Raw genomic sequence first — 22,543 nt, forward strand, 5'->3', positions numbered from 1 at the left:
TGTCCTACCCCGCCAGCCTCACCACTGCGCGATGCGCGGGTAGCCCGCGTAGTCGCCCAGGGTGGCCACGCAGGCCGCGCCCACGTGTGCCCCCATGCGCAGCGCCTCCTCCAGGCCCCTGCCGCGCAGGCGGGCGGCCAGGAAGCCCGCGTTGAAGCCGTCGCCCGCGCCCACCGGGTCCACGGGGCTTTCGACAAACTCGGCGGGGGCCGCCACCTGCCGCCCGCCCTCGCTGGCGATCGCGCCGCGCTCGGAGAGCTTCAGCACCACCAGCCCCGCGCCGCACGCGTGGCTGGCCGCGATGCTCTCCTGCTCGTCGGTCGTCCCCAGCACCGCCGCCGCGTCCTCGTGGCCCAGCAGGATGATGTCGGCCAGCCGCATGATCGGCAGCAGCGCCTCGCGGGCCTGGGCGGGCGACCACAGCCGCGCGCGGTAGTTGGGGTCGAACGAGACCAGCGCGCCCGCCTGCTTGGCCAGCTGCGCCGCCCGCACCACCGTCTCGGCGCACGCGCCGCCCAGCGCGGGGGTGATGCCGGTGAGGTGCAGCAGCCGTGCGCTGCTGAACATCTCGGGCGTCAGGTCGGCGGGGGCGAGCTGGCTGGCCGCCGAGCTTTTGCGGTAGTAGTAGACGCGGCGCTCGCCGTCGGGCAGCCACTCGCGGAAGAACACGCCGGTGGGCGCGGCGGGGTCGGTCAGCAGGTAGGCTGTGTCCACGCCCTCGCGCTCCAGGGTGCTGCGGATGCGCGCCCCGAACGGGTCGCCGCCCACCTTCGAGATAAAGCGGGCGCTCAGGCCCAGGCGGCAGAGCGCGATGGCCAGGTTCGACTCGGCCCCGCCGATGTCGATCTTCAGGGCGGCGGTGTCGTCGAGGCGCACGGGGTCGGGCGGGTAGAGGACGGCCATCGTCTCGCCGAGGGTGACAATCTCAGGCATGGGGTGCCTCCGTTGGCATGCAGCAGAGCTGCTGAAAGATCGCTGTGCTGGCTATCATACCGTATTTCAGAGCAGCGATTTCAGCTCCTCGGCGGCCTTCTTGGTCATGCCCGGCGTCGCGGCCAGCTCCTCCACGGTGGCGTTGCGGATACCATCCAGCGACCCGAAGCGCTTGAGCAGCTCGCGCTTGCGGCGCGGGCCGATCCCCGGGATCTCGTCCAGCGTCGAGCGGATGGCCGACTTGCTGCGCAGCGAGCGGTGGTAGTCTTTGGCGAAGCGGTCGGTCTCCTCGTCGATCTGGCGCACCAGCCGCAGCGCCGGGCTGTCGCGGTCGAGCACGATCAGCTCGGCGGCCCCCGGCAGCAGCAGGTCGAAGCGGTCGCGGTTCGGCCCCTTCACCACGCCCACGGTGGGGATGTGGGCGAACCCCAGGTCGCGCAGCACATCCATGGCCCCGCCCAGCTGGCCCACGCCGCCGTCGATCAGGATGAGGTCGGGCAGCTCGGCCCAGGTCTCGTCGCTGGCGCGCTGGGGCTGGAGCTTGCCCTCCTCGATGGTGGCGGTGTCGTCGGCTAGGGCGGCGGCTTCGTCCTCGGCGCGCTGGGCCGGGCTGGCCGCGTCGGCGGCGACGGGCGGCTGGCTGGCGCTCATGGGCGCGAAGTCGGCGGCTGGCTCGCCGCTGGCGTCGGCGGCGCGTTTCAGGCGTCGGCGCAGCACCTCTTGGATCGATGCCACGTCGTTTGGCCCCTGCACCGTCTTGATCTTGAACTTGCGGTAGCGGCTCTTCTTCGGCTCGCCGTGCTCGAACACCACCATCGCGCCCACGGCGTTGGTGCCCTGCGTGTTCGAGATGTCGTAGCACTCGATCCGCACCGGCATGGCGGGCAGGCCCAGGATGTCGCGCAGCTCGGCCAGGCTGGCCACCGCCCGCTGCTCGGAGTTCATCCACTGCAGGCGCAGCTCATCGAGCTTCTGGCGGGCGTTCTGCTCGGCCAGCTCGATCAGCTGGCGCTTGTCGCCGCGCCGTGGCACGGCCAGCTCCACGCGGTGGCCGCTCTTCTGCTGGAGCCACTGCGCGATGATCACCGGCTCCTCCACGTGGTCGGCCAGCAGGATGTTGGGCGGCACCTCGGCGGCGTTGTCGTAGAACTGGGTGAGGAACTGGCCCAGCAGCTGCTGGTCGTCCTCGTCCTCGGTGTTCTGCAGCGCGAACGGCTCGGAGCCGATCAGCTTGCCGCCGCGAATGTAGAAGACCTGCACCACCGCCGAGCCATCCTCGCGGGCGAAGGCGATCACGTCCTGGTCGGTGTCCACCGTGCGCAGCACCTGCTGGCGCTCGGAGAGCTTCTCGATGTCGCGGATCTGGTCGCGCACGTAGGCGGCCCGCTCGAACTCCATGTTCTCGGCGGCCTGCTCCATGCGCCTGCGCAGGTCGCGCACGATCTGCTCAGATTTGCCCTCAAGGAAGCGGCAGACCGACTCGATGGTGCTGCGGTAGTCGTCTTTTGAGACCAGCTCGGGCACGCACGGCCCCAGGCAGCGGTGGATGTCGTAGTACATGCAGGGCTTGCCCAGCTTGCGGTGGCGGGAGAACTTGTCGTCCTTACAGTCGTAGGGCGGGCGGAAGGCGAACAGCTGGTTGAGCTGCTTGAGCAGCCGCCGCGCCGCGCCCGCGTTGGCGTAGGGGCCGAAGTAGCGCGCGCCATCGTTCAGCACGGTGCGGGTGGTGAACACGCGCGGCCACGGCTCGTGCAGCGTCACCTTGATATAGGGGTAGGTCTTGTCATCCTTCAGCAGGATGTTGTACTTGGGGCGGTGCTGCTTGATCAGGTTCATCTCCAGCAGCAGCGCCTCTAGCTCGCTGCTGGTGAGGATGATCTCGAAGTCGGCGATCTGCGCCACCATCCGCCGCGTCTTGCCGCTCAGGCCGCGCTGCGAGCCGAGGTACGAGCGCATGCGGTCGCGCAGCACCTTGGATTTGCCCACGTAGATGATCGTGCCCTGGGCGTTCTTCCACAGGTAGACGCCGGGCGAGACCGGCACGTGGCGCATGCGCTCCTCGAACAGCTCGGGGTTGGCCACCGATGTATACTGAAGATTTGACATAAGTATGTGTTTCTTTGGTGAATTAGAACAAGTGTAGTATACCGTATCTTGCGGCTTTCTGGCCAAATGGGCAAGCTGGCGAGGGGACGAATACCACGAAGGCGCGAAGGCGGAAAAAGAACCGATTCACCACCAAGATGCCAAGACACCAAGCAATATGGCGTACTAGACCATACACTGCACCTTATTGCCACTCCACCATACCCACTCATCCCATGCGGCGAAGGTGCCGCTCGTGTTTTGCTGGCCATATGCACGAACGTTTGCCGCTAGCCTGCCGCATGGGAACGCCTGAAATTGGCGTCCAGGGGCCACTCCCCTGGCGGGGTTCCAAGGGCGCGGAGCCCTTGGTGCCGCCCGCACAGGGCACCCACCCACCAAAAGCGCGCCACTATCTTGATCGTAGCAGCACAGTCGCCCCGACACAGAAAAGCCGAAAAAGAGACACCCTATGAGTGAGCTGGCCCCGATGCGCCGCCCGCGCAGCGTACCCACCCATCATCCAAGCACTACTCCCATCATCGAGGCCGCAACCGGTCGGCCCGACCTGCAAGATCGCGTTCCAATGCGTAATATTACTATATTGACAAAGTTGATTAAGTAAGTTATGATTGTTTTCGCAGCAAACCATACTAACAATAGAGAACCACGGCCAGGGTGATGGATATGAGGTATATCTCCATATTTTGTAGCGCTTCAGCTACCAATTAGCAGCGATACCAGCATCAGCCCCATGAGTATGCGGCCTTACGGCATGGGTGCATAGGCCGAGCCTTGCCGTGCTTTTTCGGCGGGAAATGCGGCAATTAGGCGCATAGGTAGGTGATCGCAACCAGCGCTATTAAGTCGCTATTGGGGATTGAAAATAGCTCAATCATTCATTCATAGGTGAGATTCTGCTGTTTAGTGCTGATAGATGATACAGATCGTCCTCATGTTCTCAGCGGCACGTGATCAGTGCTTGTTCCGACCAAAGAGAGGGCTATGGGAAGATACCTTATCCAGCGGGTGCTCTCGATCATCCCCACACTCCTCGCGATGACGCTGATAACCTTTGCGGTGATGCACGCCATTCCCGGCAGCCCCTTCGACCCATCCACACGCGGCGGCAACGACCTCCCGCCCGAGGTGATCGCCCGCATCGAGGCCAGCTATGGGCTTGACCGCCCGCTGCCCCTGCAGTACCTGAGCTTTATCGGCGGCGCGCTGCGCGGCGACTTCGGCTACTCGTTCGCCAGCCGCTCGCGCACGGTGGCCGAGCTGCTGGGCGAGACCTTCCCGATCTCGCTGCACCTAGGCCTGATGGCCTTCGCGCTGGCGCTGGCGCTGGGCATCCCGCTGGGCATTCTGGCCGCCGCGCGCCAGGGCGGCATGGTCGACCACCTAGTGCGCCTGCTGACCATGCTGGGCATCGCCATGCCCAGCTTTGTGATCAGCGTGCTGCTCATCCTGCTGTTCGCGCTGGTGCTGCGGGTGTTGCCCGCCGCCAGTGTGCACTGGGAAGACCCGCGTGCCTGGCTGCTGCCCACGGCCTCGCTGGCGCTGGGGCCGCTGGCGATCTTCGCGCGCTACACCCGCGCCGCCATGCTCGACGAGCTTTCCAGCGACTATGTGCGCACCGCCCGCGCCAAGGGCCTGCGCGAGTCCTCCATCCTCTACGGCCATGTGCTGAAGGCCGCGCTGATGCCGGTGATCACGGTTGCCGGGCCGATCTTCGCCTCGATCGCCACCGGCTCGTTTCTGGTGGAGACGATCTTCAGCGTGCCGGGCATGGGCCGCTTCTTCGTCAGCAGCATCTTCGCAAAAGACTACCCCGTGATCATGGCGCTGGTGCTGATCTACGGCATGTTCCTGGCCTTTTCAAATCTGGTGGTGGATGCGCTCTACACCGTAGCTGACCCGCGTGCGCAGGGGGCGATCTTCTCGGCCAAGGGAGGGGCGTGATGAGCATCGAGCATAAGCTTTCGCGCGCGGTGCCGCTTGCGCCGCCTGTAGCGCAGCAGCCTGTGCGGCGGCGCGCGCCGCGCACCTTCTGGGGCGATGTGGCGCGGCGCTTCTGGGCGCGCAAGCCTGCGGTGGCCGGGGCGGCGTTTGTGCTGCTGGCCCTGGCGCTGGCCGCGCTCGCGCCGCTGGTGGCCCCGCGCGGGTACGCTGCGCAGGACTACGAGCACCTGCGCAGCTTCCCCAGCGCGCTGTACTGGCTGGGCACCGACACGGCGGGCCGCGACCTGTGGGCCAGGATCGTGTACGGGGCGCGGGTCTCGCTGCTGGTGGGGCTGGTGGTGCAGGCGGTGGCGGTGCTGGTGGGCGTGCCGCTGGGCCTGATCGCCGGGTTCTGCGGCGGGCGCGTGGATGCGCTGATCATGCGCGTGGTCGATACCTTCTACGCCTTCCCAAGCCTGCTGTTCGCCATCCTGATGATGAGCTGGCTCGGCTCGGGCCTGCAGAATGTGGTGATCGCGCTCAGCCTGACCAGCTGGCTGACGATCTGCCGCCTGGTGCGCGCCCAGACGCTCAGCATCCGCGAGCGTGAGTTTGTGACGGCGGCCCACGCGGTGGGCGTGCCGGTGGGCCGCATCCTGTGGGCGCATATTTTCCCAAGCACCTTCTCGGCCATCATTACCTCGGTGACGTTTGGCATCCCGCAGGCCATCCTGGCCGAGGCGACGCTGAGCTTCATCGGCATCGGCATCAACCCGCCCATGCCCAGCTGGGGCCAGATGGTGAGCGACAACATCCTGTACATCCGCTCGGCGTGGCACCTGGCGGTATTCCCCGCCGCGGCGCTGGGCCTGACCATGCTGGCCTTCACCGCTCTGGGCGACGGCCTGCGCGACGCCTTCGACCCCCGCGATAGGAACTAGCATCGCACCGCAGGCCAGCGCCCCGCGCTGTGGGCTGGCCTCTTCCCCTGGCGGACATGAAGGGCGCACCACGCATGTGCGCCTGGCCGCCGCATTGCCTGGATTCGCCCCACATAGGTTAGGAGAGACAGCACATGGCACGGAAGACCACCGAGTGGCTGGGTGATGGCGAGCAGCGCAGGCTGTTTGTGGAGCGGGTCGCCGAGACATCGGCGCGGGCGGGCGTCAGCCGCCGCCAGTTTCTGACGGCGCTGGGCCTGGGCGGGGCATCGGCCATTCTGGCGGCGTGCGGGGCGGCGAGCGGCTCGCCTGCCGCCGAGTTGACGGCGGAGCCTAGCGGCGCGGCGGGCGCGACCGAGGGCGCTGGGCCAGCGGCCACCGCCCAGAGCGCGGTGGTGGGCACCACCGGCAAGGCCGCGCCGGATGACCAGCAGGTGTTCCGAATCGCCTTCGCCACTGACCCAGCCAGCCACGACTTCAACAAAGATCTCTACTGCGGAGGCGAGTCGTCGCTGTTTGCAGGCCTCACCACGCTCTCGGCGGACTACGAGCCGCAGCCCTACGCGGCGGAGAGCTGGAGCGTCTCGCCCGATGGCACCGTCTACACCTTCAAGCTGAACCCCAAGGGCAAATGGACCAACGGCGAGCCGGTGACGGCCAAGGATTTTGTCTACAGCTTCCTGCGCCAGCTGAACCCCGAGACGGCGGCCAGCTACGCGGCCATTCTCTACGACATCAAGGGCGCGCAGGAGTGGAACACCGGCAAGGGCGGCAGCGCCGACGGCGTGGGCATCAGGGCGGTGGATGACACCACGCTGGAGATCACGCTGAAGGGGCCGCGCGAGTACTTCCCGCTGCTGGTGGGCTACGCATCCGCGCTGCCCGCGCACCAGGCCACGGTCGAGAAGTTTGGCGACAAATGGACCGAGGCCGAGCATATTGTGAGCAACGGGCCATTCAAGCTGATTCGTTGGGATCACAATAAAGAGCTGGAGTTTGAGCGCTACGAGGATTTCGCGCTGGCCGAGAAGCCCAAGCTGAAGCGCGTGCTGGCCTCGATCATCCCCAACAACGCAGGCCTGCTGCCCTATGAGAGCGACCAGATCGACTATCGCAACGACCAGGGCATCCCCGCCACCGAGATCGAGCGCCTACAGCATGACCCCGAGCTGAGCAAGCAGCTGGTGAGCGTGCGCCGACCGGCCACCGCCTTCCTCTCGCCCGAGGTGAACAAGCCGCCCTTCGACCAGCTGGGTGTGCGCCAGGCGCTGCAGCACGCCATCGACCGCGAGACTATCTTGAAGGTGATCTACGGCCTGGGCGAGCCTGCCTACAGTCTGGTGTCGCAGGATCAGCCCTACGCCATCGACCCCAAGGCACACCCCGAGTTTGCCAGCGCCTACACCTTCGACCCCGAGCTGGCCAAGAGCAAGCTGAAGGGCACGCCCTACGAGGGCGGCAAGAACTGGCCCGAGGTGACGCTGACGCTGCGGCCCGTCGGCCCCACCGGCAAGCTGGCCGCCGAGGTCATCCAGCAGCAGCTGGCCCAGAACCTCGGCCTGACGGTAAAGGTCGAAAGCCCCGAGGACAGCAAGGTGTTCATGGCCGACCTCTACGCGGGCAAGCAGCAGTTTGTCTTCTACATCTGGTATACCGACTACCCCGACCCCAGCAACCACTACAACGCCATCTGGTACGGGCAGTCGGCGCGCCGCCGCTTCGCCTGGAAGAGCGACGCCTTCGACAAGCTGCTGGATGCGGCGGCGGGCGAGCAGGACAAGGCCAAGCGCGCCGATCTCTACATCCAGGCCGAGCGGCTGATGGTGCAGGATGCGGCCTACATCCCGCTGTACTACGCCAGCGCGGTCAACGTGTTCAAGCCGTATGTGCAGGGCCTGCTCAGCGGCAAGTCGGGTCTGCCCGTCACCGACGGCAGTGTCTACCGCAACATGAAGCGCTACCTCTACATCGCCGAGCACTAGGGTAGTGTGGGGCGGCGGGAGCTACCCCGCCGCCCCGCCTCGCTAGCTCAGCCGCTCTAGCACCACCACGGGGATGATGCGCTCGGTGTTGCGCTGGTACTCCAAGAACCCTGGCATCTGCGCGCCCATCTGGTTGAACAGGCGCGTGCGCTCTGGTTCAGCCGCCACCGTGGCCCGCGCCTCGAATATCTCGCCGCCTAGCTCCACCTTTACCTGCGGGTTGGCCCGCAGGTTGTGGTACCACGCGGGGTTCTCCGGCGCCCCGCCCTTGGACGCGATGATCACCACACGGTCGCCATCCCTGGTGTAGGCCAGCGGGCTGACGTAGGCCTTGCCGCTGCGCGCCCCGGTGGTGTGCAGCAGCAGCAGCGGTGTGCCGCTGAACTGCCCGCCCACCACGCCGCCGTTGGCGCGGAACTCGCGGATCACCGTCGCGTTCCAGTCGTTTATCTCGCTCATCTTCTGCCTCCCTCGCTTGGTATGCAACACGGTGTTGTAGCATGATTCTAGCCACGCGCATCCCCGCCATCAACCGACAGAGGGCGCACATGTGCGGCATATGCAACAGAGGAGGCGAAATTGGTGCAGATCGCATACGAGGAGCGGGAGCAGGCCGACCTGCGGGTGCAGCGGACGCGCCGCCTGATCTTCCAGGCGTTTATCGCGCTGACGATCGAGCGCGGCTTCGGCAGCCTGACGGTGCGCGATATCGCCGAGCGGGCCGGGATCAACCGCTCGACGTTTTACCGCCACTATCTGGACAAATACGCCCTGCTGGAGGCCTACATGGCCGAGATCGCGGCGCTGACCGAGGCCGCGCCCGCCAGCGCTGGCGGGCGCGGCCTGCGCGGGCCGGTGGCGCTGCTGCGCCATATCCAGCAGCACGCCGACTTCTACCAGTCCATGCTGGGCAATCGCTGCGAGCCGGTGTTCGTCGAGCACTTCCGGCGCAACACCGAGCAGCACCTGCGCGCCTGGCTGGTGCGCCACGAGCAGGCGGGCGGCGCGCCAGCCGAGCTGTGGATACGCAGCCTGGCCTACGCGGGCATCGGCGCGATCCGCTGGTGGCTGGAGGAGGGGCGCGCGATCAGCCCTGAGCAGATGGCGGCCTGGATGGACGATATGACGGTGGGTGTGGCCGGGCCGCTGGAGAAGGGGCAGCCTAGCGCAGCTTAAACTCGGACAGGTGATCGACAATGTGCATGGTGAAGTAGCGGTCGTAGTCGGCCTTGTCTAGCTTGCCGAAGATCAGGTGCCGCTTGAGGTCGCCCTCCCAGGTGAGGAAGTGGTCGATCGACTCGACCAGCATGGACAGCCCGGCCCCCGCCGCGCCGGTGCTGGCGATCTCGGGCGCGCCCGGCACCGGCGCGGTCAGGTCGTGGCGCATGTAGCCCTGGCGCAGGAACGTGCCGATCACCAGCCGCCCCACGGTCTCCTGGATGATCACCGGCTTGTACGCGGGGTAGCCGGTCTTGGCGAAGTCGATGGTCTGGGCGCAGTGGACAAAGGTCTTGAACGGGCTCCAGTTTTCTTTCTCTACCTCGCGGTCGGCAAAGGTCTGGAGCAGGTAGTCGCGGGTGTCGTGCAGGTTGGCGAGCTTGGTCATGGGCGTGTCCTTTGATGTTGTGGTGGACTGAGTGTAGGCGTGTGGGAAGCCTGAGTCGCCGCTTTATGATGCAGCCAGCCCCAGCCGCTGGGCCGTGCTGGCATCCCCTACGGCGTAGATCTCCTCGTGCGGCGTCTGCAGCTGGCTGTAGCCAGATCGGGGCTGCACATGCTCGCGCTGCTGGGCCACAAACGCCGAGATATCCTCTATCTTGATCAGCCAGTCGCGGGCGTAGCGGGCCAGCGCCGTGCCGCGCAGCCCCAGCTGTATGGCGCGCCGCTCCTGCTTCGCCCCGCCTGGGTTATGGTCGGGGTCCCACTGGAGCCGCACCGAGGAGCCAGCTACCGCCGCAGCCCATGCCTGCTGATCGGGGTAGATGCTGGGATCGAAGGTAGAGTGCACGGCCTCGCTCAGCAGTTGGTCGAAGCCCTTGCGCCGGATGCGGATGGCCAGCGTCACCTCTTGGCCAGGCTTGGTGCCCCACCCCGAGCGGTACATCATCCACAGGAAATTGGTCTTGACCCAGCTCATGCGCGTGAAGCTGAACTCGCCGCCAAACGCCTGGTGCTGGGCGGCGAAGTGCCCGATGGATGGCTGGTAGGCCTGGTACACGATGATAGACTCGGCGTCGAACTGCGCGAGGATGTGGCGTCCAGCCTGGGGCCAGCGCTCCTTCTGCACAAGGTATGGCTCGGTAGAGAGATTCATGGTTGTGCTGGAATTCCTAACGTTTAACCATCTTATGTGCTAGCCCCTGTTGGTGAAGTATAGCATGCGCCATTGCTGCGTCTCTTGTGGGCTGCCGTGCCCGCGCGTGCTGCGCCATGGGCGTCGGCGGTATCGGTGAAGAGGACATAGAACACCCCCTGCCGTCGTCGGGTGCGATCAGCAGGGGGTGGGTAGGTTTCAGGCCAGGAGGAGGGTGTGTGAGAAGGCAACCTGCAATAGCTAGGTTCTGATAGAGTTAGAACCCACAGGGCGAACGCATTATGATTTTGCCTGAAAATTGGAGATTTCTCCCCACAAAGCAGGTAAAAATACGCCTATTTTGAGGGTGACGCCCCACTTTTCTAAAAGAGTATTTATTAGTTAGGTGTTGTGATGTCAAATCTAACATGAGCTTTATCGAATACCATGACTTTGCTGCTCATAGACATCACATAATCGCAATTCATAATGCGTTTGCCCTGGGGTGACACCCACTTACCAAAAATAAATGTATATTAGTTAGGTTAAGAGGTGGGAATCAAAAACAGATCTTACTGTATTATGAAACAAATCTCATATTAACGCAATCATCGTTAAATCTAATCCTTCCTGGAAAATTACCTTTATCACAAAACTGAAATACAGCATCAAATATACATTCTTTAGGCAACATTTGCGCGGTATCTACTTCAGTATAAGACGACATATAGTATATCGGTATAATTTCATCGGGATCACCCATATCATTAACGACATAGAATGGACCGAGTCCTCTACTACTTTCCCTGTCGATACCGTACATAAACTCTAAAAAGCTATATTTTTCGTGACCAACTGTGAAAGCTACATACAAGCTCTCATTTTCAAAAATTACAGATATAAGGAATGAGTATTCTTTTAATAAACCATATTCATCCAACTCAAGAACCTTATCTCTTATATTACCATCTAAAGGGTAAAAAACATTACCGTAATCCTTACCATATTCCCATTCTATATACTTAACTTTATAAAACATCAAATACCTCCATGATATATATTATCAAATAAACCACGAATATCAAACCCATCAGGGACAATTACTCTTAATTTAGACCCCAACGGCAACATTCTTGGAAGCAAGTTATTACAATTATTTATACCATTAGAACATGGATGGTTATTAATAACGAGTATAGCGTCCAAAACATTATTATCCCGCATCCATCCTGCAACTTGAGCCTCAACATGATCCTGAATCACGTATATTGCATCATTGCCTCTAACTAAACTTTTATCCTTACTATACTTATTCCTACCGCTCTCAAATATTTCGCTAATCCTATTACCGTATTCATCAACCAAATAACCAGAGGTTTTACCTGCACCCTGCCTATTAGGTAGTTCTCCAAAATACCACGACTCACACCCGGCATTATGCACCAGCGCCCGCTCGACGCCCACGAAGAAGGTGTGGGCGGTCGCGACGGTGAGATTGTACATCACCTGCGGCTCGGCATCCAGCCACAGCACCAGGGTGAGGGCGTAGCTGCCGTCGGCGCGGCGCACGTGCGCGCCATCCCACAGGTCGCCAGCAGCCACCCAGCCGCGCTCCAGCGTGGAGAACGGATGCTCGGGCGTGGTCTCCACGTGCTCGCCGCCCACGCTCAGGTGGACCTGGGCCGCGTCGGTGTGCAGCATCACGGCGGTCACGGTGTAGTAGCCGGTGGAGCGCGTGGTCTCATCCCAGGCCAGCACCAGCTCGCCCACCGCGATCTGGCTGATCGGGCGCAGACCCGAGGCCGTGCTCACCAGCGTGTCGGCGCTGAAGCTGCCGTGCCCGCGCGTGCTGCGCCATGGGCGTCGGCGGTATCGGTGAAGACGACAGAGAACACCCCCTGTGATCAACAGGTGCGATCAGCAGGGGGTGTGCAGGTTTCGGGCCAGGGAAAAATTAGTCGCCTTCCCGAAAGAGAAGCACTTTATATCGTTAGACTACACACAAAACGTTTCCAATCACGCACTAAACAATAAAGTAATCATTTAAGAATAATATAGTTTTACTGCCATACTATACCATCTTTTGGATTACCTGTTTCAAAAAAGTGCAGTAATGCCATTTTGGCATCATCCACCGGAATAGTATACTCCATTTGAACAACAGAATAGTGACCTCTATGATTAAATGTGAAGTAACCGGCACCCTCAAGGTGACTACTATACGCCCCTAACATCAATGGGTTATCTGCGTTACAAATAAATCCAACAGGACTCCTATTCGAGCCTATAACTATATACATACTTTTTTGCTCATCTAAATACATTTCAATAGATATAGGCAATTCCCCTTGAGATATATTAAATATTTGATCCATTAAAATTTTTATATCTTCAACCGATTTTACCTCAACTTTATTATCTTCATCCCACATAACAAAAGGTGTCATATCGAACTTCCCTCCACTATTATCAAATCACCACATTTGCATTAGAAGTATTTTAATAGTTCCTTAAAAGTACCAACGGAGATATTTTAACAATCTTATTAACCAACCAATATATCCTCTAACTAGGTTGAAAGATATATTGATTGGTTAATACTAATTATTTTAAGGTAATACTATTTTAGGATTCAATCCTGATGGAGGCCAAAGTGTATCAGATATCCCTACAAAAGGAGGAAGAGTAGTCCAAGGATCGCTAAGTTTCGCCCTCACATGTATTCGTAATATAGACCCTTCTGGTAACATATGGGGCAAATTAACCATACAACCATATGCTCCTGAACATGGCATCCGATTGATATACAGATCAGCTAATCGTATATTCTCATTTCGCATTATGGCAGCGGTATGGCCCTCCACATGAGCTCGGTTTGGCATAGCACCGCTCATACCAGGAGTATCACGCGGAACCATCATCCCAGGACCATTCTCTCCGCTCTCTAACAATATAGATTCATTGCCTGTATCAAGTATACCTGTAGTCTTACTCCCTTTAGTCCCATAAGGCGGTAATGCATCACCAGGACACCCGGCATTATGCACCAACGCCCGCTCGACGCCCACGAAGAAGGTGTGGGCGGTTGCGACGGTGAGATTGTACATCACCTGCGGCTCGGCATCCAGCCACAGCACCAGGGTGAGGGCGTAGCTGCCGTCGGCGCGGCGCACGTGCGCGCCATCCCACAGGTCGCCAGCAGCCACCCAGCCGCGCTCCAACGTGTAGAACGGGTGCTCGGGCGTGGTCTCCACATGCTCGCCGCCCACGCTCAGGTGGACCTGGGCCGCGTCGGTGTGCAGCATCACGGCGGTGACAGGGTAGTAGCCGGTGGAGCGCGTGGTCGCATCCCAAGCCAGCACCAGCTCGCCCACCGCAATCGTGCTGATCGGGCGCAGGCCGGAGGCGGTAGTCACCAGTGTGTCGGCGCTGAAGCTGTTGCGCAGGCACTGCTCCACCACCGCCTCGATCAGCTCGCCCGCCTCATCGGCCTTGTTCGCGCTGTGCTCCACGCCCTCCGCAAGCGTGTCATCCAGCACGCGGAACGCCGCCTTGCCCGCGTCGGCGACGGTCGTGCCCACAATTGTGCGTTCGGCCACCACGCTCTCGGGGCCGTAGGCGTAGAGCACCTGGGTGCCATCCGAGCGGATCTTGCCGTGGAGGAATCTTGGACTGCCGGTGTGTGGTCAGCACCCGCATGCTGACTATATGCCCAGCATCGTTGCTGTTATCGAGGTCGTTCTCGATACGTTCCTGTGTCAAGAACGCAGAGATTCTGCAATACGTATCGCCTCTTGAAACTACTACATGTTGTGATAAAATGCACATATCGGTTGCTATTCGTCAACGCGCAAAGGAGCACGTGCCATGCAACAGCAAGACCCTGATCGGGATGAGGAGCGTGACGAGCGCCCCCAGCCCATCACGCCGCGCCGCCCTGGCAGCTTTATCGACCAGCAGATCGCGCAGGCCGAGGCCGCCGGGCAGTTCGCCAACCTGCCTGGGCAAGGCCAACCGCTCCCATCCGCCGACGACCGCTTTGTGCCCGAGGAAGACCGGCTGGGCTATCGCATGCTGGGCACTACCGAGTTCTCGCCGCCCTGGATCGAGGCCCGCAAAGACATCGACGAGGAGCGCCGCCGGATCGATGGCTGGCTGGTGCACGCCAACGACCGCTGGCCCCACCTGGATGGCGCTGGCCGGACCAAGCTGCAGGGCGAGTTCCGCCAGAAGCTTGAGGGCCTGCGCAGCATGATTCTCGACTACAACCTGCGCGTGCCGCCGAGCGTGGGGCAGATGCGCGGCCTAGAGCTGGCCCGCGAGCTGCGGCGGCTGGGCGTCGAGTAGCGATCCGAATATGTCGCGGCAGGCAGCTCGGTGGGCTGGCCTGCCGCCTTTTTTTGACTGTCGCATAGCCCGTGTGCGGCGTTGTGAAGCCGCAGAGCGCCGATTATAGCCCGTGGTATAATGCTTCTATCGACCACGCTGTCGAAAGCCTAAGCGGTATATCGATACGCCTTTGGCCGTATCGCCAGCCGCTTTTTCTGTGTGCGATGGGGAGGATGTGCCCTGTTTTCCGATCTTGTCCTTGCGTTTAACGGCCTGATCACATCGGCGGTGGTGATCGTGGCCTTCTCGCTTCTGGCCTATATCGCCCTGCAGAATCTGAATGCCCCGATCGCCCGTGCGCTGTGTGTGCTGCTGGCTGGCGTGGTGGTGGTGTTTGGCGGCGATGTGCTGCTCTCCGAGGCCCAGCGCGAGAGCACGATCCTGTTCCTGCTGCGGGCGCAGTGGCTGGGCGTGGTATGCGTGCCTGCGGGCTACCTGCACCTGGGCGACGCGCTGCTGAGCCAGAATGGCCTAACTTCGGCGCGCCGCAGGTGGATGGTGCTGGCCGCCTATGGCCTGAGCCTTGTGTTCTTGGCGCTGGCGGTGAGCGGCACGATGGTGGTGCGCGATGGCGTGGCGCGCGGCCCGCTGGCCCAGTTTACCGCAGGCCCGCTGTTCTGGCTGTTCGCCATCTACTTCGCGCTGGCCTGCTTCGGCGGGCTGCGGGCGGTGTTCGAGGTGCGGCGCAGCGCGCTCACCGCCACGCTGCGGCGGCGGCTGACCTACCTCAGCTTTACCTTCTTCGCCCCGGCGCTGGCGGTCTTTCCCTACCTGGTGGCGGCGGGCGCGATCGCGATTTTTCCGACCTGGGTGCTGCAGCTGCTCTCGGCTGCGGTGAACTGCGTGGTGGCGGTGATGCTGATCGTGATGGTCTACTCGATCGGCATGCAGGGCCTGCTGCTGCCCGATAGGCTGATCAAGCAGGATTTCGTGCGCTGGGGGCTCTACGGCCCCTTTGTGGGCGTGACCCTGATCCTGTTTCTGCGCATGGTGCCGCCGCTGGCGCGCTGGATCGGTCTGCCGAGCGAGATGCTGCTGACCTTCGGCGTGATGGTGATGACGGTGATCATGCCTATTTTGGTCAGCCGGGTGCGACCCTATCTGGACACCCTGATCTACGCCCAGGACCGCGCCGAGATCGACTACCTGCGCGAGCTGCCGCGCCACACCTTCACCTACGCCGATCTGCGCAGCCTGCTTGAGAATACGCTGGTGGTGGTGTGTGGCGCGCTGCGGGTGGAGACGGGCTTTGTGGCCGCGCCCGATGAGGGCCAGGGCTATACGATCAAGACGCTGGTGGGGGTGCGGCGCGAGATCAAGCAGTTTGTGGCCGAGCACCCGCTGATCGAGGTGATGGCCCAGGCCCGCGCCGCGCCGCCCCACGAGCCGGGCAGCGTGCCGCCCACCGAGTCGTTTGTGCGCTGCAATGGGTTCTGCCTGCTGCCCCTGCGCGGCCCAGAGGGCGATTTCCTGGGCGCGCTGGGTGTGGCCTACCCGCAGGGCGGCCTAACCGCTGAGGCCCGCCGCCTGATCGGCGTGATGGCCCACCAGATGGAGCTGGCGCTGGCCACCGTGACCATGCAGCAGCGCCTGTTCGATACCCTGCGCGGCATGGCTCCCGAGATGGAGTCGCTGCAGAAGCTGAACACGCGGCTGGAGCAGGCCACCCCGGCCTCGCTAGAGGAGCTGGAGACCGAGGTGGCGCTGCTGCCCGAGTTCCCGCAGCTGGTGAAGGATGCCCTGGCCCACTACTGGGGCGGCGTGAAGCTGTCGGACAGCCCGCTGCTGGGCCTGCGCACCGTGCGCCGCGCGCTGGGCGACCAGGGCGGTAGCCCGACCAGGGCGCTGCAGGCGGTGCTGCGCCGCGCGATCGAGAACATCCGCCCGACCGAGCAGCTCGACCCCTCGGCCCAGGAGTGGCTGATGTACAACATCCTTGAGATGCGCTTCCTGCAGGGCAAGCGGGTGCGCGACACCGCCGAGCGCCTGGCGATGAGCGAGTCCGATCTGTATCGCAAGCAGCGCGCCGCGATCGAGGAGGTGGCCCGCCAGATCGCGCTGATGGAGGAGGCCGAGCAGCGCTAGTCGAGGTTCTATGTTAGGCAAGGCCACGGGCGTCGCCTGTGGCCTTCTCTCTTGTCGCGGGGATGTGCTGGGCCACGGGGAACTGCATAGTGAAGCCGCAGATGGCCAGCGCCAGCAGCGGCCTGAGCTGGCCGATGGGCGGAAAGTGCCGCTCGTCGGCGGTGACGCGCCAGGGCCGCAGCAGCCGCACCGCGCCGCGCGCGCTGGGAGTGGTCCGCTTCCAGCCGCCCTCGCTGGCCTGGATGATCGCGGGCGGCGCGGGCAGCCAGGCGCTGCTGGCGGGCAGGGGCGGGCCATAGGACTGGGAGTCGATGCTGAAGAAGGGCGAGCCGCCCAGCAGCGCGCTGAAGTGGCCAAGCCCCGGCCCCGAGCTGAAATCGGCCAGCCGCTTGGGGATGGCCCAGTTGGCGATACCGCTTGCCACGCTGGCCTGGGTGGAGACATAGATGCGGCTGATCGTCCAGCCGCGCTGGCCGCCCGCCGCCACCCTGCCGGGTATGAACAGCAGCTCGTGGTATGGCCCCACGCCCGAGGCGCTGTAGCGCACGCACATCACCGCGCCGAGCTGATCGCGCTGGGCGGGCACATCTGGCGCCCAGCGGCGGATGAAGCTGGCGGGAAAACGGTAGAGCAGCACGATGCCGCTGCCGTTCAGCTCCCATGGTGGCGGGACAATCTCGCTCATTTTTGCTCCTTTGCTTCTTCGGTCACTTGGTCGCTGAGCACCGCCGTGCGCTCGCGCCCCACACCCAGGCTGCGCAGCAGCCCGCGCAGGCTGGTGATCTGGCCAGCGCGCTCGGCGAAGGGAAAATCGAACTGGTGCTGCTGGGCCAGCGCCTGGGCGCGGCGGATGATCTCGGCGTGGCTCAGGTTGCTGCGGTCGCCGCCGATCAGCACAGCCCCGTGCTTGAGCGCCACCGCCGCGCTGTGGCGAAAGCTGGCCTCGAAGGTGGCCAGCTTCTCGGGGAAATGTGGGTCGGAGGCCAGCGTGTTGACGGCGATCACGCCCTCGGGGCGCAGGCAGCCCTTGCAGATGCGGTAGAACTCGCGCGTGGCCAGGTGGTCGAGGTCGTCGCTGGCGTCGCGGAAGGCGTCCATCACCAGGATGTCGTAGCGCTGCTCGGTGCGCTCAAGGTAGCTGCGGGCGTCGGATACCACCAGGCGCTGGCGCTGGTCGAACTGCAGGCCGAAGAAGCGCTCGGCCAGCGGGCCGACCCTGGCGTCGATCTCGATATTGTCGATGGTGGCCTGGGGCAGGTGGTGGTAGAGCACCAGCGAGAGCCGCCCGCCCGCCAGCCCCAGCAGGCCGATGCGGGCGGGCGCGGGCTGCCAGATCAGGCTAAGCGCCGCCGCCTGGGTGTACTCGGCGATCAGGTGCAGCGGGCGGCGCAGATCGATGCGCGACATAGGGCCATCCAGCTCGCCATCGCTATTGACAAAGTAGAAGTGGATCTGGTGGCCCTGCTTGATGATCCGAATGCGGTGTAGGGCGGTGGTCACATCGGCCAGCGTACCGTCAGGCATGGCGTGAAGCGGCCCGAGCCGGGCGGCAAGCTCGTCGATATGCTGTCGCTGCCACGGTGCTGCGGCGAGGTGCTGCATGGCTAGGTTGACTTCCTGTGGGTAGAAAGGCGTGTGCACTAGGTAGGGTCTACGCGTTCTTTCGTCACCAAAGATTCTTTACCACGAAGACGCGAAGACGCGAAAGTCGTATCACTGCTTTCTTCAAATCTTCATGCCTTCGTGGTACTGGCTCCCTTTTGTTCCTTGGAGTCTTGGAGTCCTGGTGGTGAAAAAGTTCTGCCGAACGAGAACGCATCGGCCCTGGTGCGCTCGGTGCTATTGTAGCACTGCCCGCCGCCTGTGATACAATCTACCAAAATACCAGCTTAGGGAAGGCCAATGAACCTCTCACGATTCGCGCGGTACGCATGGGGCGTGCTGGCATGGAATATTCTGGTGATCCTGTGGGGCGCGGTGGTGCGCGCCACCGGCTCGGGGGCTGGCTGCGGGGCGCACTGGCCGCAGTGCAACGGCCAGATCATCCCGCGCGCGCCCTCGGTCGAGACAATGATCGAGTTCTCGCACCGCCTGACGAGCGGCCTGGCGCTGCTGTCGGTGCTGGGCATGCTGATCTGGGCGCTGCGGGCCTTCCCAAAGGGCCATGCGGTGCGCCAGGCTGCGATCGCCTCGATGGTGTTTATGGTGATCGAGGCCCTGATCGGTGCGGCGATCGTGCTGCTGCGCTATGTGGCCCACAACCAGTCGCTGGAGCGCGGGGTGTCGGGCGGTCTGCACCTGGTCAACACCTTCCTGCTGCTGGCGGCGCTGGTGCTGACCGCCTGGTGGGCCTCGGGCGGGGCGGTGTGGCGGCTGCGCGGGCAGGGCCTGCTGGCCTGGCTGCTGGGCGCGGGCCTGGCCGGGGCGCTGCTGCTGGGGGCCAGCGGGGCGATCGCAGCCCTGGGCGACACGCTGTTCCCATCAGACTCGCTGGCCGAGGGCATCCAGCAGGATTTCTCGGCGGCGGCCCACCTGTTTGTGCAGCTGCGCGTGTTCCACCCCGTGATCGCGGTGCTGGTGGGGGCCTACTCGGTGGCTATTGGCTGGCTGGCCGCCCGGCAGCGGCCCAGCGTGGGCACGCGGCGCGCGGCGCTGGCGCTCACCGCGCTGTTTGTGCTGCAGGGGCTGGTGGGCGTGGTCAACCTGGTGCTGCTGGCCCCGGTGCCGATGCAGATCATCCACCTGCTGCTGGCCGACCTAGTCTGGATCGCGCTGGTGCTGCTGGCCAATACCGCGCTGGCCGAGCCTGCGGCGGTGGCGCTGCCCCGCATGGCCGAGGCCCAGCGCTAGGCCTTGCAGTGCGCGGCAGTTCCCCAACGGTGATGTGTGCTCTTGGGCGGCGGGCATATGCTCGCCGCTTTCTATGGCGTAACAGGCATGATCTCGCGATTTCGCTCTTGGCTCTCTGCTTCACCATCTGCCGTCGGCCCTCGCTCTCGCGCCACAGCGGCGCTGGCGCTCTCGGCAGGTGCGCTGGCCACCCTTTGGTCGCTGCTCGGCTGGCCGCCCTTCGCTGCCCGCTCTCCGCTGGCGCTGCTGTGGGCGCTGGCTGTGGCCCTGCTGGCGGGCGTGGCGCTGCGGCAGGGGCGGGCCGCGCGGCGCGATCTGTTCGACAGCGAGAATCGGCTGCGCGTGCTGCTGGCCCGCAGCGCCGAGGTGCTGGTGGTGGTCGACCGGCGCGGCCTGGTGACATTTACTAGCCCCGCCGCCGATCGGCTGCTGGGCCGCCCGGTGCTGGGCCTGCAGTCGCTGGACTTCATCCACCCCGAGGACCGCACCCGCTTCACTACCCTGCTAGCCGCACTGGCCGAATCTACCGAGGCCTCGCTTGCCGAGCTGTGCCAGGTGCGCGCCGCCAACGCGCACGGCTCGTGGTGCTGCACCGAGGTCACGGGCGCGAGCGCGCTGGCCGAGCCGGGGGTGGGCGGCATCATCCTCAGCTTCCACGACCCCAGCCAGCAGCGCGCGGTCGAGCGGGCATTTCGCGAGAGCGAGCAGCGCTACGCCGCCGTGGTGGAGGCCATCGCCGAGGGTGTGATAGCGATCGACGCCAGCGGGCGGGTGGTGCTGTGCAACGCCAGCGCCGCCGCGATCTTTGGCTCGACGGTGGATCTGGTGCTGTCCTGCAAGATTGAGTCGGCCCCGCCGCTGCTGTTCGACATGGCGGGTCGCCCGCTGGGCCTCGACGACTTCCCTGCGCTGGCGACCCTGCGCACCGGCCAGCCGATCTGCCAGTTTCTGTGCCGCTTCCAGCGGCCTGGGCACGATGCCCGGGTGTTTTCGGTCAGCACTCAGCCGATCGTGCGCCCCGGCGAGCCGCTGCCCTACATGGTGGTCTGCTCGATCAGCGATATCACCGACACGCGCGCGGCCAGCGAGGCGCTGCGGCTGCACGCCAGCCGCCTGGAGTTCCTGCGCCAGATCGACCGCGCCATCCTCTCGGCGCTGCAGCCCGAGGCCCTGGCGCACACGGTGCTGGACCAGATCCGCAGCTCGGTGCGCTGCGAGCGGGCGGCGGTCGCGCTCATCCACCCCGACCAGCGCGAGCTGCAGATCCTGGCCATCTCCGCCGATGCCCCCGACGACGCCCAGCTAGGCCGCCGGGTCTCGCTTGGTAGCTGCCCGTTTGAGTCAATATTCACCTATGGTATGATTTCGGTCATTGATGACCTGCAGGCGAGCTACGATGGCGACCCGGCGCTGGCGCATCTGCACGCCGCAGGGTTCCGCAGCTGCATGGCCGTGACTCTGTTTGCGAACAACGAGCTGATCGGCCTGGTGCACCTCTCCTCGCCGCGCGCCAGCGCTTTCACCCAGGCGCAGGGCGCGCTGGTGGTCGAGCTGGCCAACCATCTCGCGGTCGGCCTGCAGAACGCGCGCCTGTTCAGCCAGGTGTCGGCGGCCAACCAGCGGCTGCGCTCGCTCTCGCGGCAGCTGATGGGCGCACAGGAATCCGAGCGGCGGCGGATCGCCCGCGAGCTGCACGACGAGATCGGCCAGGCGCTGGCCCTGATCAAGCTGAACATCCGGGCTTTGCAGCGCATGGAGCTGCCCGAGACCGTGTCGCTGCGCCTAGAGCAGAGCCTGGGGATCATCGAGGAGACTCTGCTGCGGGTGCGGCAGATGGCGCTCGACCTGCGCCCGGCCATGCTGGATGACCTGGGCCTGGCCTCGGCGCTGCGCTGGTATGTCGATCAGCAGGCCCGCCTGGCCGAGCTTGAGGCCCGCTTCGACCTGCCCGAGGCCCCGCCGCGCCTGCCCACCGAGATCGAGACGGCCTGCTTCCGCATGGTGCAGGAGGCCCTGGCCAACACGGTGCGCCACGCCAGCGCTAGCCAAGTCTCCATCCGCCTTGAGCAGAGCGACGACGAGCTGCTGCTGAGCATCAGCGACGATGGCGTGGGCTTCGACCCCGCGCCGGTGCTGGCCAGCATGCGCCAGGGCGGCAGCGGCGGCCTGCTGAGCATGCACGAGCGTCTGCTGCTGTGCGATGGCCGCCTTTCAATCGAATCATCCCCAGGGCACGGCACTACGCTGAGCGCCTGGGTTCCGCTACAGGCGGGCGTGACGGCACCCGACGCGCCCACGGAGGGGAGACATGGCACCGATTCGCATCCTGCTGGCCGATGACCATCGGCTGTTCCGCGCCGGGGTGCGCGCGCTGCTGCAGCCGCTGGATGATATCGTCATCCTCGGCGAGGCCAGCGATGGCCCGGGCGCGCTGGAGCTGATCGACCGCCTCGGCCCCGATGTGGTGCTGATGGATATCGCCATGGCGGGCATGAGCGGGCTGGATGTGGCCCAGGCCCTAGTGCGCGCCGCCTCGCCCACCCGCGTGATCTTCCTCTCCATGCACGCCAACGAGGAGTATGTGGTGCAGGCCCTGCGCGTGGGGGCGGCGGGCTATGTGCTCAAAGATGCCGACACCGTCGAGCTGGAGCTGGCCATCCGCGCCGCCGCTCGTGGCGACATCTACCTCAGCCCCTTTGTCTCGCGCCAGGTGGTCGAGAGCTATGTCCAGCGCACCCAGCCCGACTCCCCCGCCCCGCTCAGCATCCGCCAGCGCGAGATCCTGCGCCTGATCGCCGAGGGCCACTCCACCCAGGAGATCGCGCTGCAGCTTGGCCTGAGCGCCAAGACGGTGGAGAAGCACCGCGCCCAGCTGATGGAGCGGCTGGGCATCTACGATATCGCGGGGCTGGTGCGCTACGCCATCCGCGCGCGGATCATCTCGGTCGATGGATAGGCGGGTAGGAAATCTGCTACTGCACAGGTAGGAAAATCCTACTAGGCATGGCCAGTCTTCCTGGGCTATCCTTACTGCGAGATGA

The 22,543-nt window shown here is 63.9% G+C and carries 20 protein-coding genes; 9 read left to right on the top strand and 11 right to left on the bottom strand.

Annotated elements, in window-relative coordinates; translation table 11 throughout:
• Positions 1-18 precede the first annotated feature (18 nt).
• Both F8S13_23075 and uvrC read right to left on the bottom strand, forming a co-directional pair.
• On the bottom strand, positions 19-933 hold the full coding sequence (locus tag F8S13_23075) for a sugar kinase (GenBank protein KAB8140636.1): 915 nt from the start codon (positions 931-933) through the stop codon (positions 19-21).
• A gap of 66 nt (positions 934-999) precedes the next feature.
• Complete coding sequence (gene uvrC / locus F8S13_23080) at positions 1,000-3,039, bottom strand: excinuclease ABC subunit UvrC (protein KAB8140637.1); 2,040 nt, start codon at positions 3,037-3,039, stop codon at positions 1,000-1,002.
• 984 nt (positions 3,040-4,023) lie between these two features.
• Between uvrC and F8S13_23085 the strand changes: the two genes are divergently transcribed.
• The 3 genes from F8S13_23085 (at position 4,024) to F8S13_23095 (ending at position 7,885) form a co-directional block, all read left to right on the top strand.
• A complete protein-coding gene (locus tag F8S13_23085; protein KAB8140638.1) occupies positions 4,024-4,983 on the top strand; it encodes an ABC transporter permease in 960 nt (319 codons plus the stop codon).
• Positions 4,983-5,903: an ABC transporter permease gene (locus F8S13_23090; protein ID KAB8140639.1), complete on the top strand. Its 921-nt coding sequence runs from the start codon at positions 4,983-4,985 to the stop codon at positions 5,901-5,903. Before F8S13_23085 ends, F8S13_23090 begins: the two co-directional genes overlap by 1 nt.
• A gap of 134 nt (positions 5,904-6,037) precedes the next feature.
• Positions 6,038-7,885 carry a peptide ABC transporter substrate-binding protein gene (locus tag F8S13_23095; protein ID KAB8140640.1) on the top strand — a complete coding sequence of 616 codons (1,848 nt, stop codon included), beginning with the start codon at positions 6,038-6,040 and terminating at the stop codon, positions 7,883-7,885.
• A 42-nt stretch (positions 7,886-7,927) separates the two neighbouring features.
• Here F8S13_23095 and F8S13_23100 read toward each other — a convergent pair whose 3' ends face one another.
• Complete coding sequence (locus F8S13_23100; protein KAB8140641.1) at positions 7,928-8,344, bottom strand: nitroreductase family deazaflavin-dependent oxidoreductase; 417 nt, start codon at positions 8,342-8,344, stop codon at positions 7,928-7,930.
• A 120-nt stretch (positions 8,345-8,464) separates the two neighbouring features.
• Between F8S13_23100 and F8S13_23105 the strand changes: the two genes are divergently transcribed.
• The gene (locus tag F8S13_23105) at positions 8,465-9,061 is read left to right on the top strand and encodes a TetR family transcriptional regulator (GenBank protein KAB8140642.1); all 597 of its coding nucleotides are present in this window, start codon (positions 8,465-8,467) and stop codon (positions 9,059-9,061) included.
• Here the strand turns inward: F8S13_23105 and F8S13_23110 are convergent.
• The 6 genes from F8S13_23110 to F8S13_23135 form a co-directional block, all read right to left on the bottom strand.
• Entirely contained in the window at positions 9,048-9,491 is a 444-nt protein-coding gene (locus tag F8S13_23110) for a DUF1569 domain-containing protein (GenBank protein KAB8140643.1), read from the bottom strand. The two genes, F8S13_23105 and F8S13_23110, sit on opposite strands and share 14 nt — an antisense overlap.
• Before the next feature lie 63 nt (positions 9,492-9,554).
• Positions 9,555-10,199 carry a DUF4291 domain-containing protein gene (locus tag F8S13_23115; GenBank protein ID KAB8140644.1) on the bottom strand — a complete coding sequence of 215 codons (645 nt, stop codon included), beginning with the start codon at positions 10,197-10,199 and terminating at the stop codon, positions 9,555-9,557.
• A gap of 559 nt (positions 10,200-10,758) precedes the next feature.
• On the bottom strand, positions 10,759-11,217 hold the full coding sequence (locus F8S13_23120; protein KAB8140645.1) for a hypothetical protein: 459 nt from the start codon (positions 11,215-11,217) through the stop codon (positions 10,759-10,761).
• Positions 11,217-11,990, bottom strand: a complete 774-nt coding sequence (locus F8S13_23125) for a hypothetical protein (GenBank protein KAB8140646.1) — start codon at positions 11,988-11,990, stop codon at positions 11,217-11,219. Before F8S13_23125 ends, F8S13_23120 begins: the two co-directional genes overlap by 1 nt.
• Positions 11,991-12,238: 248 nt before the next feature.
• Complete coding sequence (locus tag F8S13_23130) at positions 12,239-12,625, bottom strand: hypothetical protein (protein ID KAB8140647.1); 387 nt, start codon at positions 12,623-12,625, stop codon at positions 12,239-12,241.
• Between the two features lie 162 nt (positions 12,626-12,787).
• Complete coding sequence (locus tag F8S13_23135) at positions 12,788-13,807, bottom strand: hypothetical protein (protein ID KAB8140648.1); 1,020 nt, start codon at positions 13,805-13,807, stop codon at positions 12,788-12,790.
• Positions 13,808-14,045: 238 nt separating this feature from the next.
• On the opposite strand from F8S13_23135, the gene F8S13_23140 reads away from it, so the two are divergent.
• Both F8S13_23140 and F8S13_23145 read left to right on the top strand, forming a co-directional pair.
• Complete coding sequence (locus tag F8S13_23140) at positions 14,046-14,525, top strand: DUF1992 domain-containing protein (GenBank protein ID KAB8140649.1); 480 nt, start codon at positions 14,046-14,048, stop codon at positions 14,523-14,525.
• Between the two features lie 222 nt (positions 14,526-14,747).
• Complete coding sequence (locus F8S13_23145; GenBank protein ID KAB8140684.1) at positions 14,748-16,652, top strand: hypothetical protein; 1,905 nt, start codon at positions 14,748-14,750, stop codon at positions 16,650-16,652.
• Between the two features lie 13 nt (positions 16,653-16,665).
• On the opposite strand, the gene F8S13_23150 is transcribed toward F8S13_23145, so the two are convergent.
• Both F8S13_23150 and F8S13_23155 read right to left on the bottom strand, forming a co-directional pair.
• Positions 16,666-17,337 carry a hypothetical protein gene (locus F8S13_23150; protein KAB8140650.1) on the bottom strand — a complete coding sequence of 224 codons (672 nt, stop codon included), beginning with the start codon at positions 17,335-17,337 and terminating at the stop codon, positions 16,666-16,668.
• A complete protein-coding gene (locus tag F8S13_23155) occupies positions 17,334-18,254 on the bottom strand; it encodes a spermidine synthase (GenBank protein ID KAB8140651.1) in 921 nt (306 codons plus the stop codon). The genes F8S13_23150 and F8S13_23155 overlap by 4 nt, the downstream gene beginning before the upstream one ends.
• A 300-nt stretch (positions 18,255-18,554) precedes the next feature.
• Here F8S13_23155 and F8S13_23160 point away from each other — a divergent pair, with 300 nt between their 5' ends.
• The 3 genes from F8S13_23160 to F8S13_23170 are packed head-to-tail and all read left to right on the top strand — an operon-like array spanning position 18,555 to position 22,458.
• Positions 18,555-19,502 carry a heme A synthase gene (locus F8S13_23160; GenBank protein ID KAB8140652.1) on the top strand — a complete coding sequence of 316 codons (948 nt, stop codon included), beginning with the start codon at positions 18,555-18,557 and terminating at the stop codon, positions 19,500-19,502.
• A gap of 57 nt (positions 19,503-19,559) precedes the next feature.
• Complete coding sequence (locus tag F8S13_23165; protein KAB8140653.1) at positions 19,560-21,842, top strand: PAS domain S-box protein; 2,283 nt, start codon at positions 19,560-19,562, stop codon at positions 21,840-21,842.
• A complete protein-coding gene (locus F8S13_23170) occupies positions 21,811-22,458 on the top strand; it encodes a response regulator transcription factor (GenBank protein KAB8140654.1) in 648 nt (215 codons plus the stop codon). The genes F8S13_23165 and F8S13_23170 overlap by 32 nt, the downstream gene beginning before the upstream one ends.
• Positions 22,459-22,543: the final 85 nt, after the last annotated feature.

The sequence above is a fragment of the Chloroflexia bacterium SDU3-3 genome, from assembly GCA_009268125.1.
Lineage (GTDB): Bacteria > Chloroflexota > Chloroflexia > Chloroflexales > Roseiflexaceae > SDU3-3.

Coding starts and splice junctions, on each gene's coding strand:
- F8S13_23075 (KAB8140636.1), bottom strand. CDS start 933: ATGCCTGAGATTGTCACCCTCGGCGAGACGATGGCCGTCCTCTACCCG.
- uvrC (KAB8140637.1), bottom strand. CDS start 3,039: ATGTCAAATCTTCAGTATACATCGGTGGCCAACCCCGAGCTGTTCGAG.
- F8S13_23085 (KAB8140638.1), top strand. CDS start 4,024: ATGGGAAGATACCTTATCCAGCGGGTGCTCTCGATCATCCCCACACTC.
- F8S13_23090 (KAB8140639.1), top strand. CDS start 4,983: ATGAGCATCGAGCATAAGCTTTCGCGCGCGGTGCCGCTTGCGCCGCCT.
- F8S13_23095 (KAB8140640.1), top strand. CDS start 6,038: ATGGCACGGAAGACCACCGAGTGGCTGGGTGATGGCGAGCAGCGCAGG.
- F8S13_23100 (KAB8140641.1), bottom strand. CDS start 8,344: ATGAGCGAGATAAACGACTGGAACGCGACGGTGATCCGCGAGTTCCGC.
- F8S13_23110 (KAB8140643.1), bottom strand. CDS start 9,491: ATGACCAAGCTCGCCAACCTGCACGACACCCGCGACTACCTGCTCCAG.
- F8S13_23115 (KAB8140644.1), bottom strand. CDS start 10,199: ATGAATCTCTCTACCGAGCCATACCTTGTGCAGAAGGAGCGCTGGCCC.
- F8S13_23120 (KAB8140645.1), bottom strand. CDS start 11,217: ATGTTTTATAAAGTTAAGTATATAGAATGGGAATATGGTAAGGATTAC.
- F8S13_23130 (KAB8140647.1), bottom strand. CDS start 12,625: ATGACACCTTTTGTTATGTGGGATGAAGATAATAAAGTTGAGGTAAAA.
- F8S13_23140 (KAB8140649.1), top strand. CDS start 14,046: ATGCAACAGCAAGACCCTGATCGGGATGAGGAGCGTGACGAGCGCCCC.
- F8S13_23150 (KAB8140650.1), bottom strand. CDS start 17,337: ATGAGCGAGATTGTCCCGCCACCATGGGAGCTGAACGGCAGCGGCATC.
- F8S13_23155 (KAB8140651.1), bottom strand. CDS start 18,254: ATGCAGCACCTCGCCGCAGCACCGTGGCAGCGACAGCATATCGACGAG.
- F8S13_23160 (KAB8140652.1), top strand. CDS start 18,555: ATGAACCTCTCACGATTCGCGCGGTACGCATGGGGCGTGCTGGCATGG.
- F8S13_23165 (KAB8140653.1), top strand. CDS start 19,560: ATGCTCGCCGCTTTCTATGGCGTAACAGGCATGATCTCGCGATTTCGC.
- F8S13_23170 (KAB8140654.1), top strand. CDS start 21,811: ATGGCACCGATTCGCATCCTGCTGGCCGATGACCATCGGCTGTTCCGC.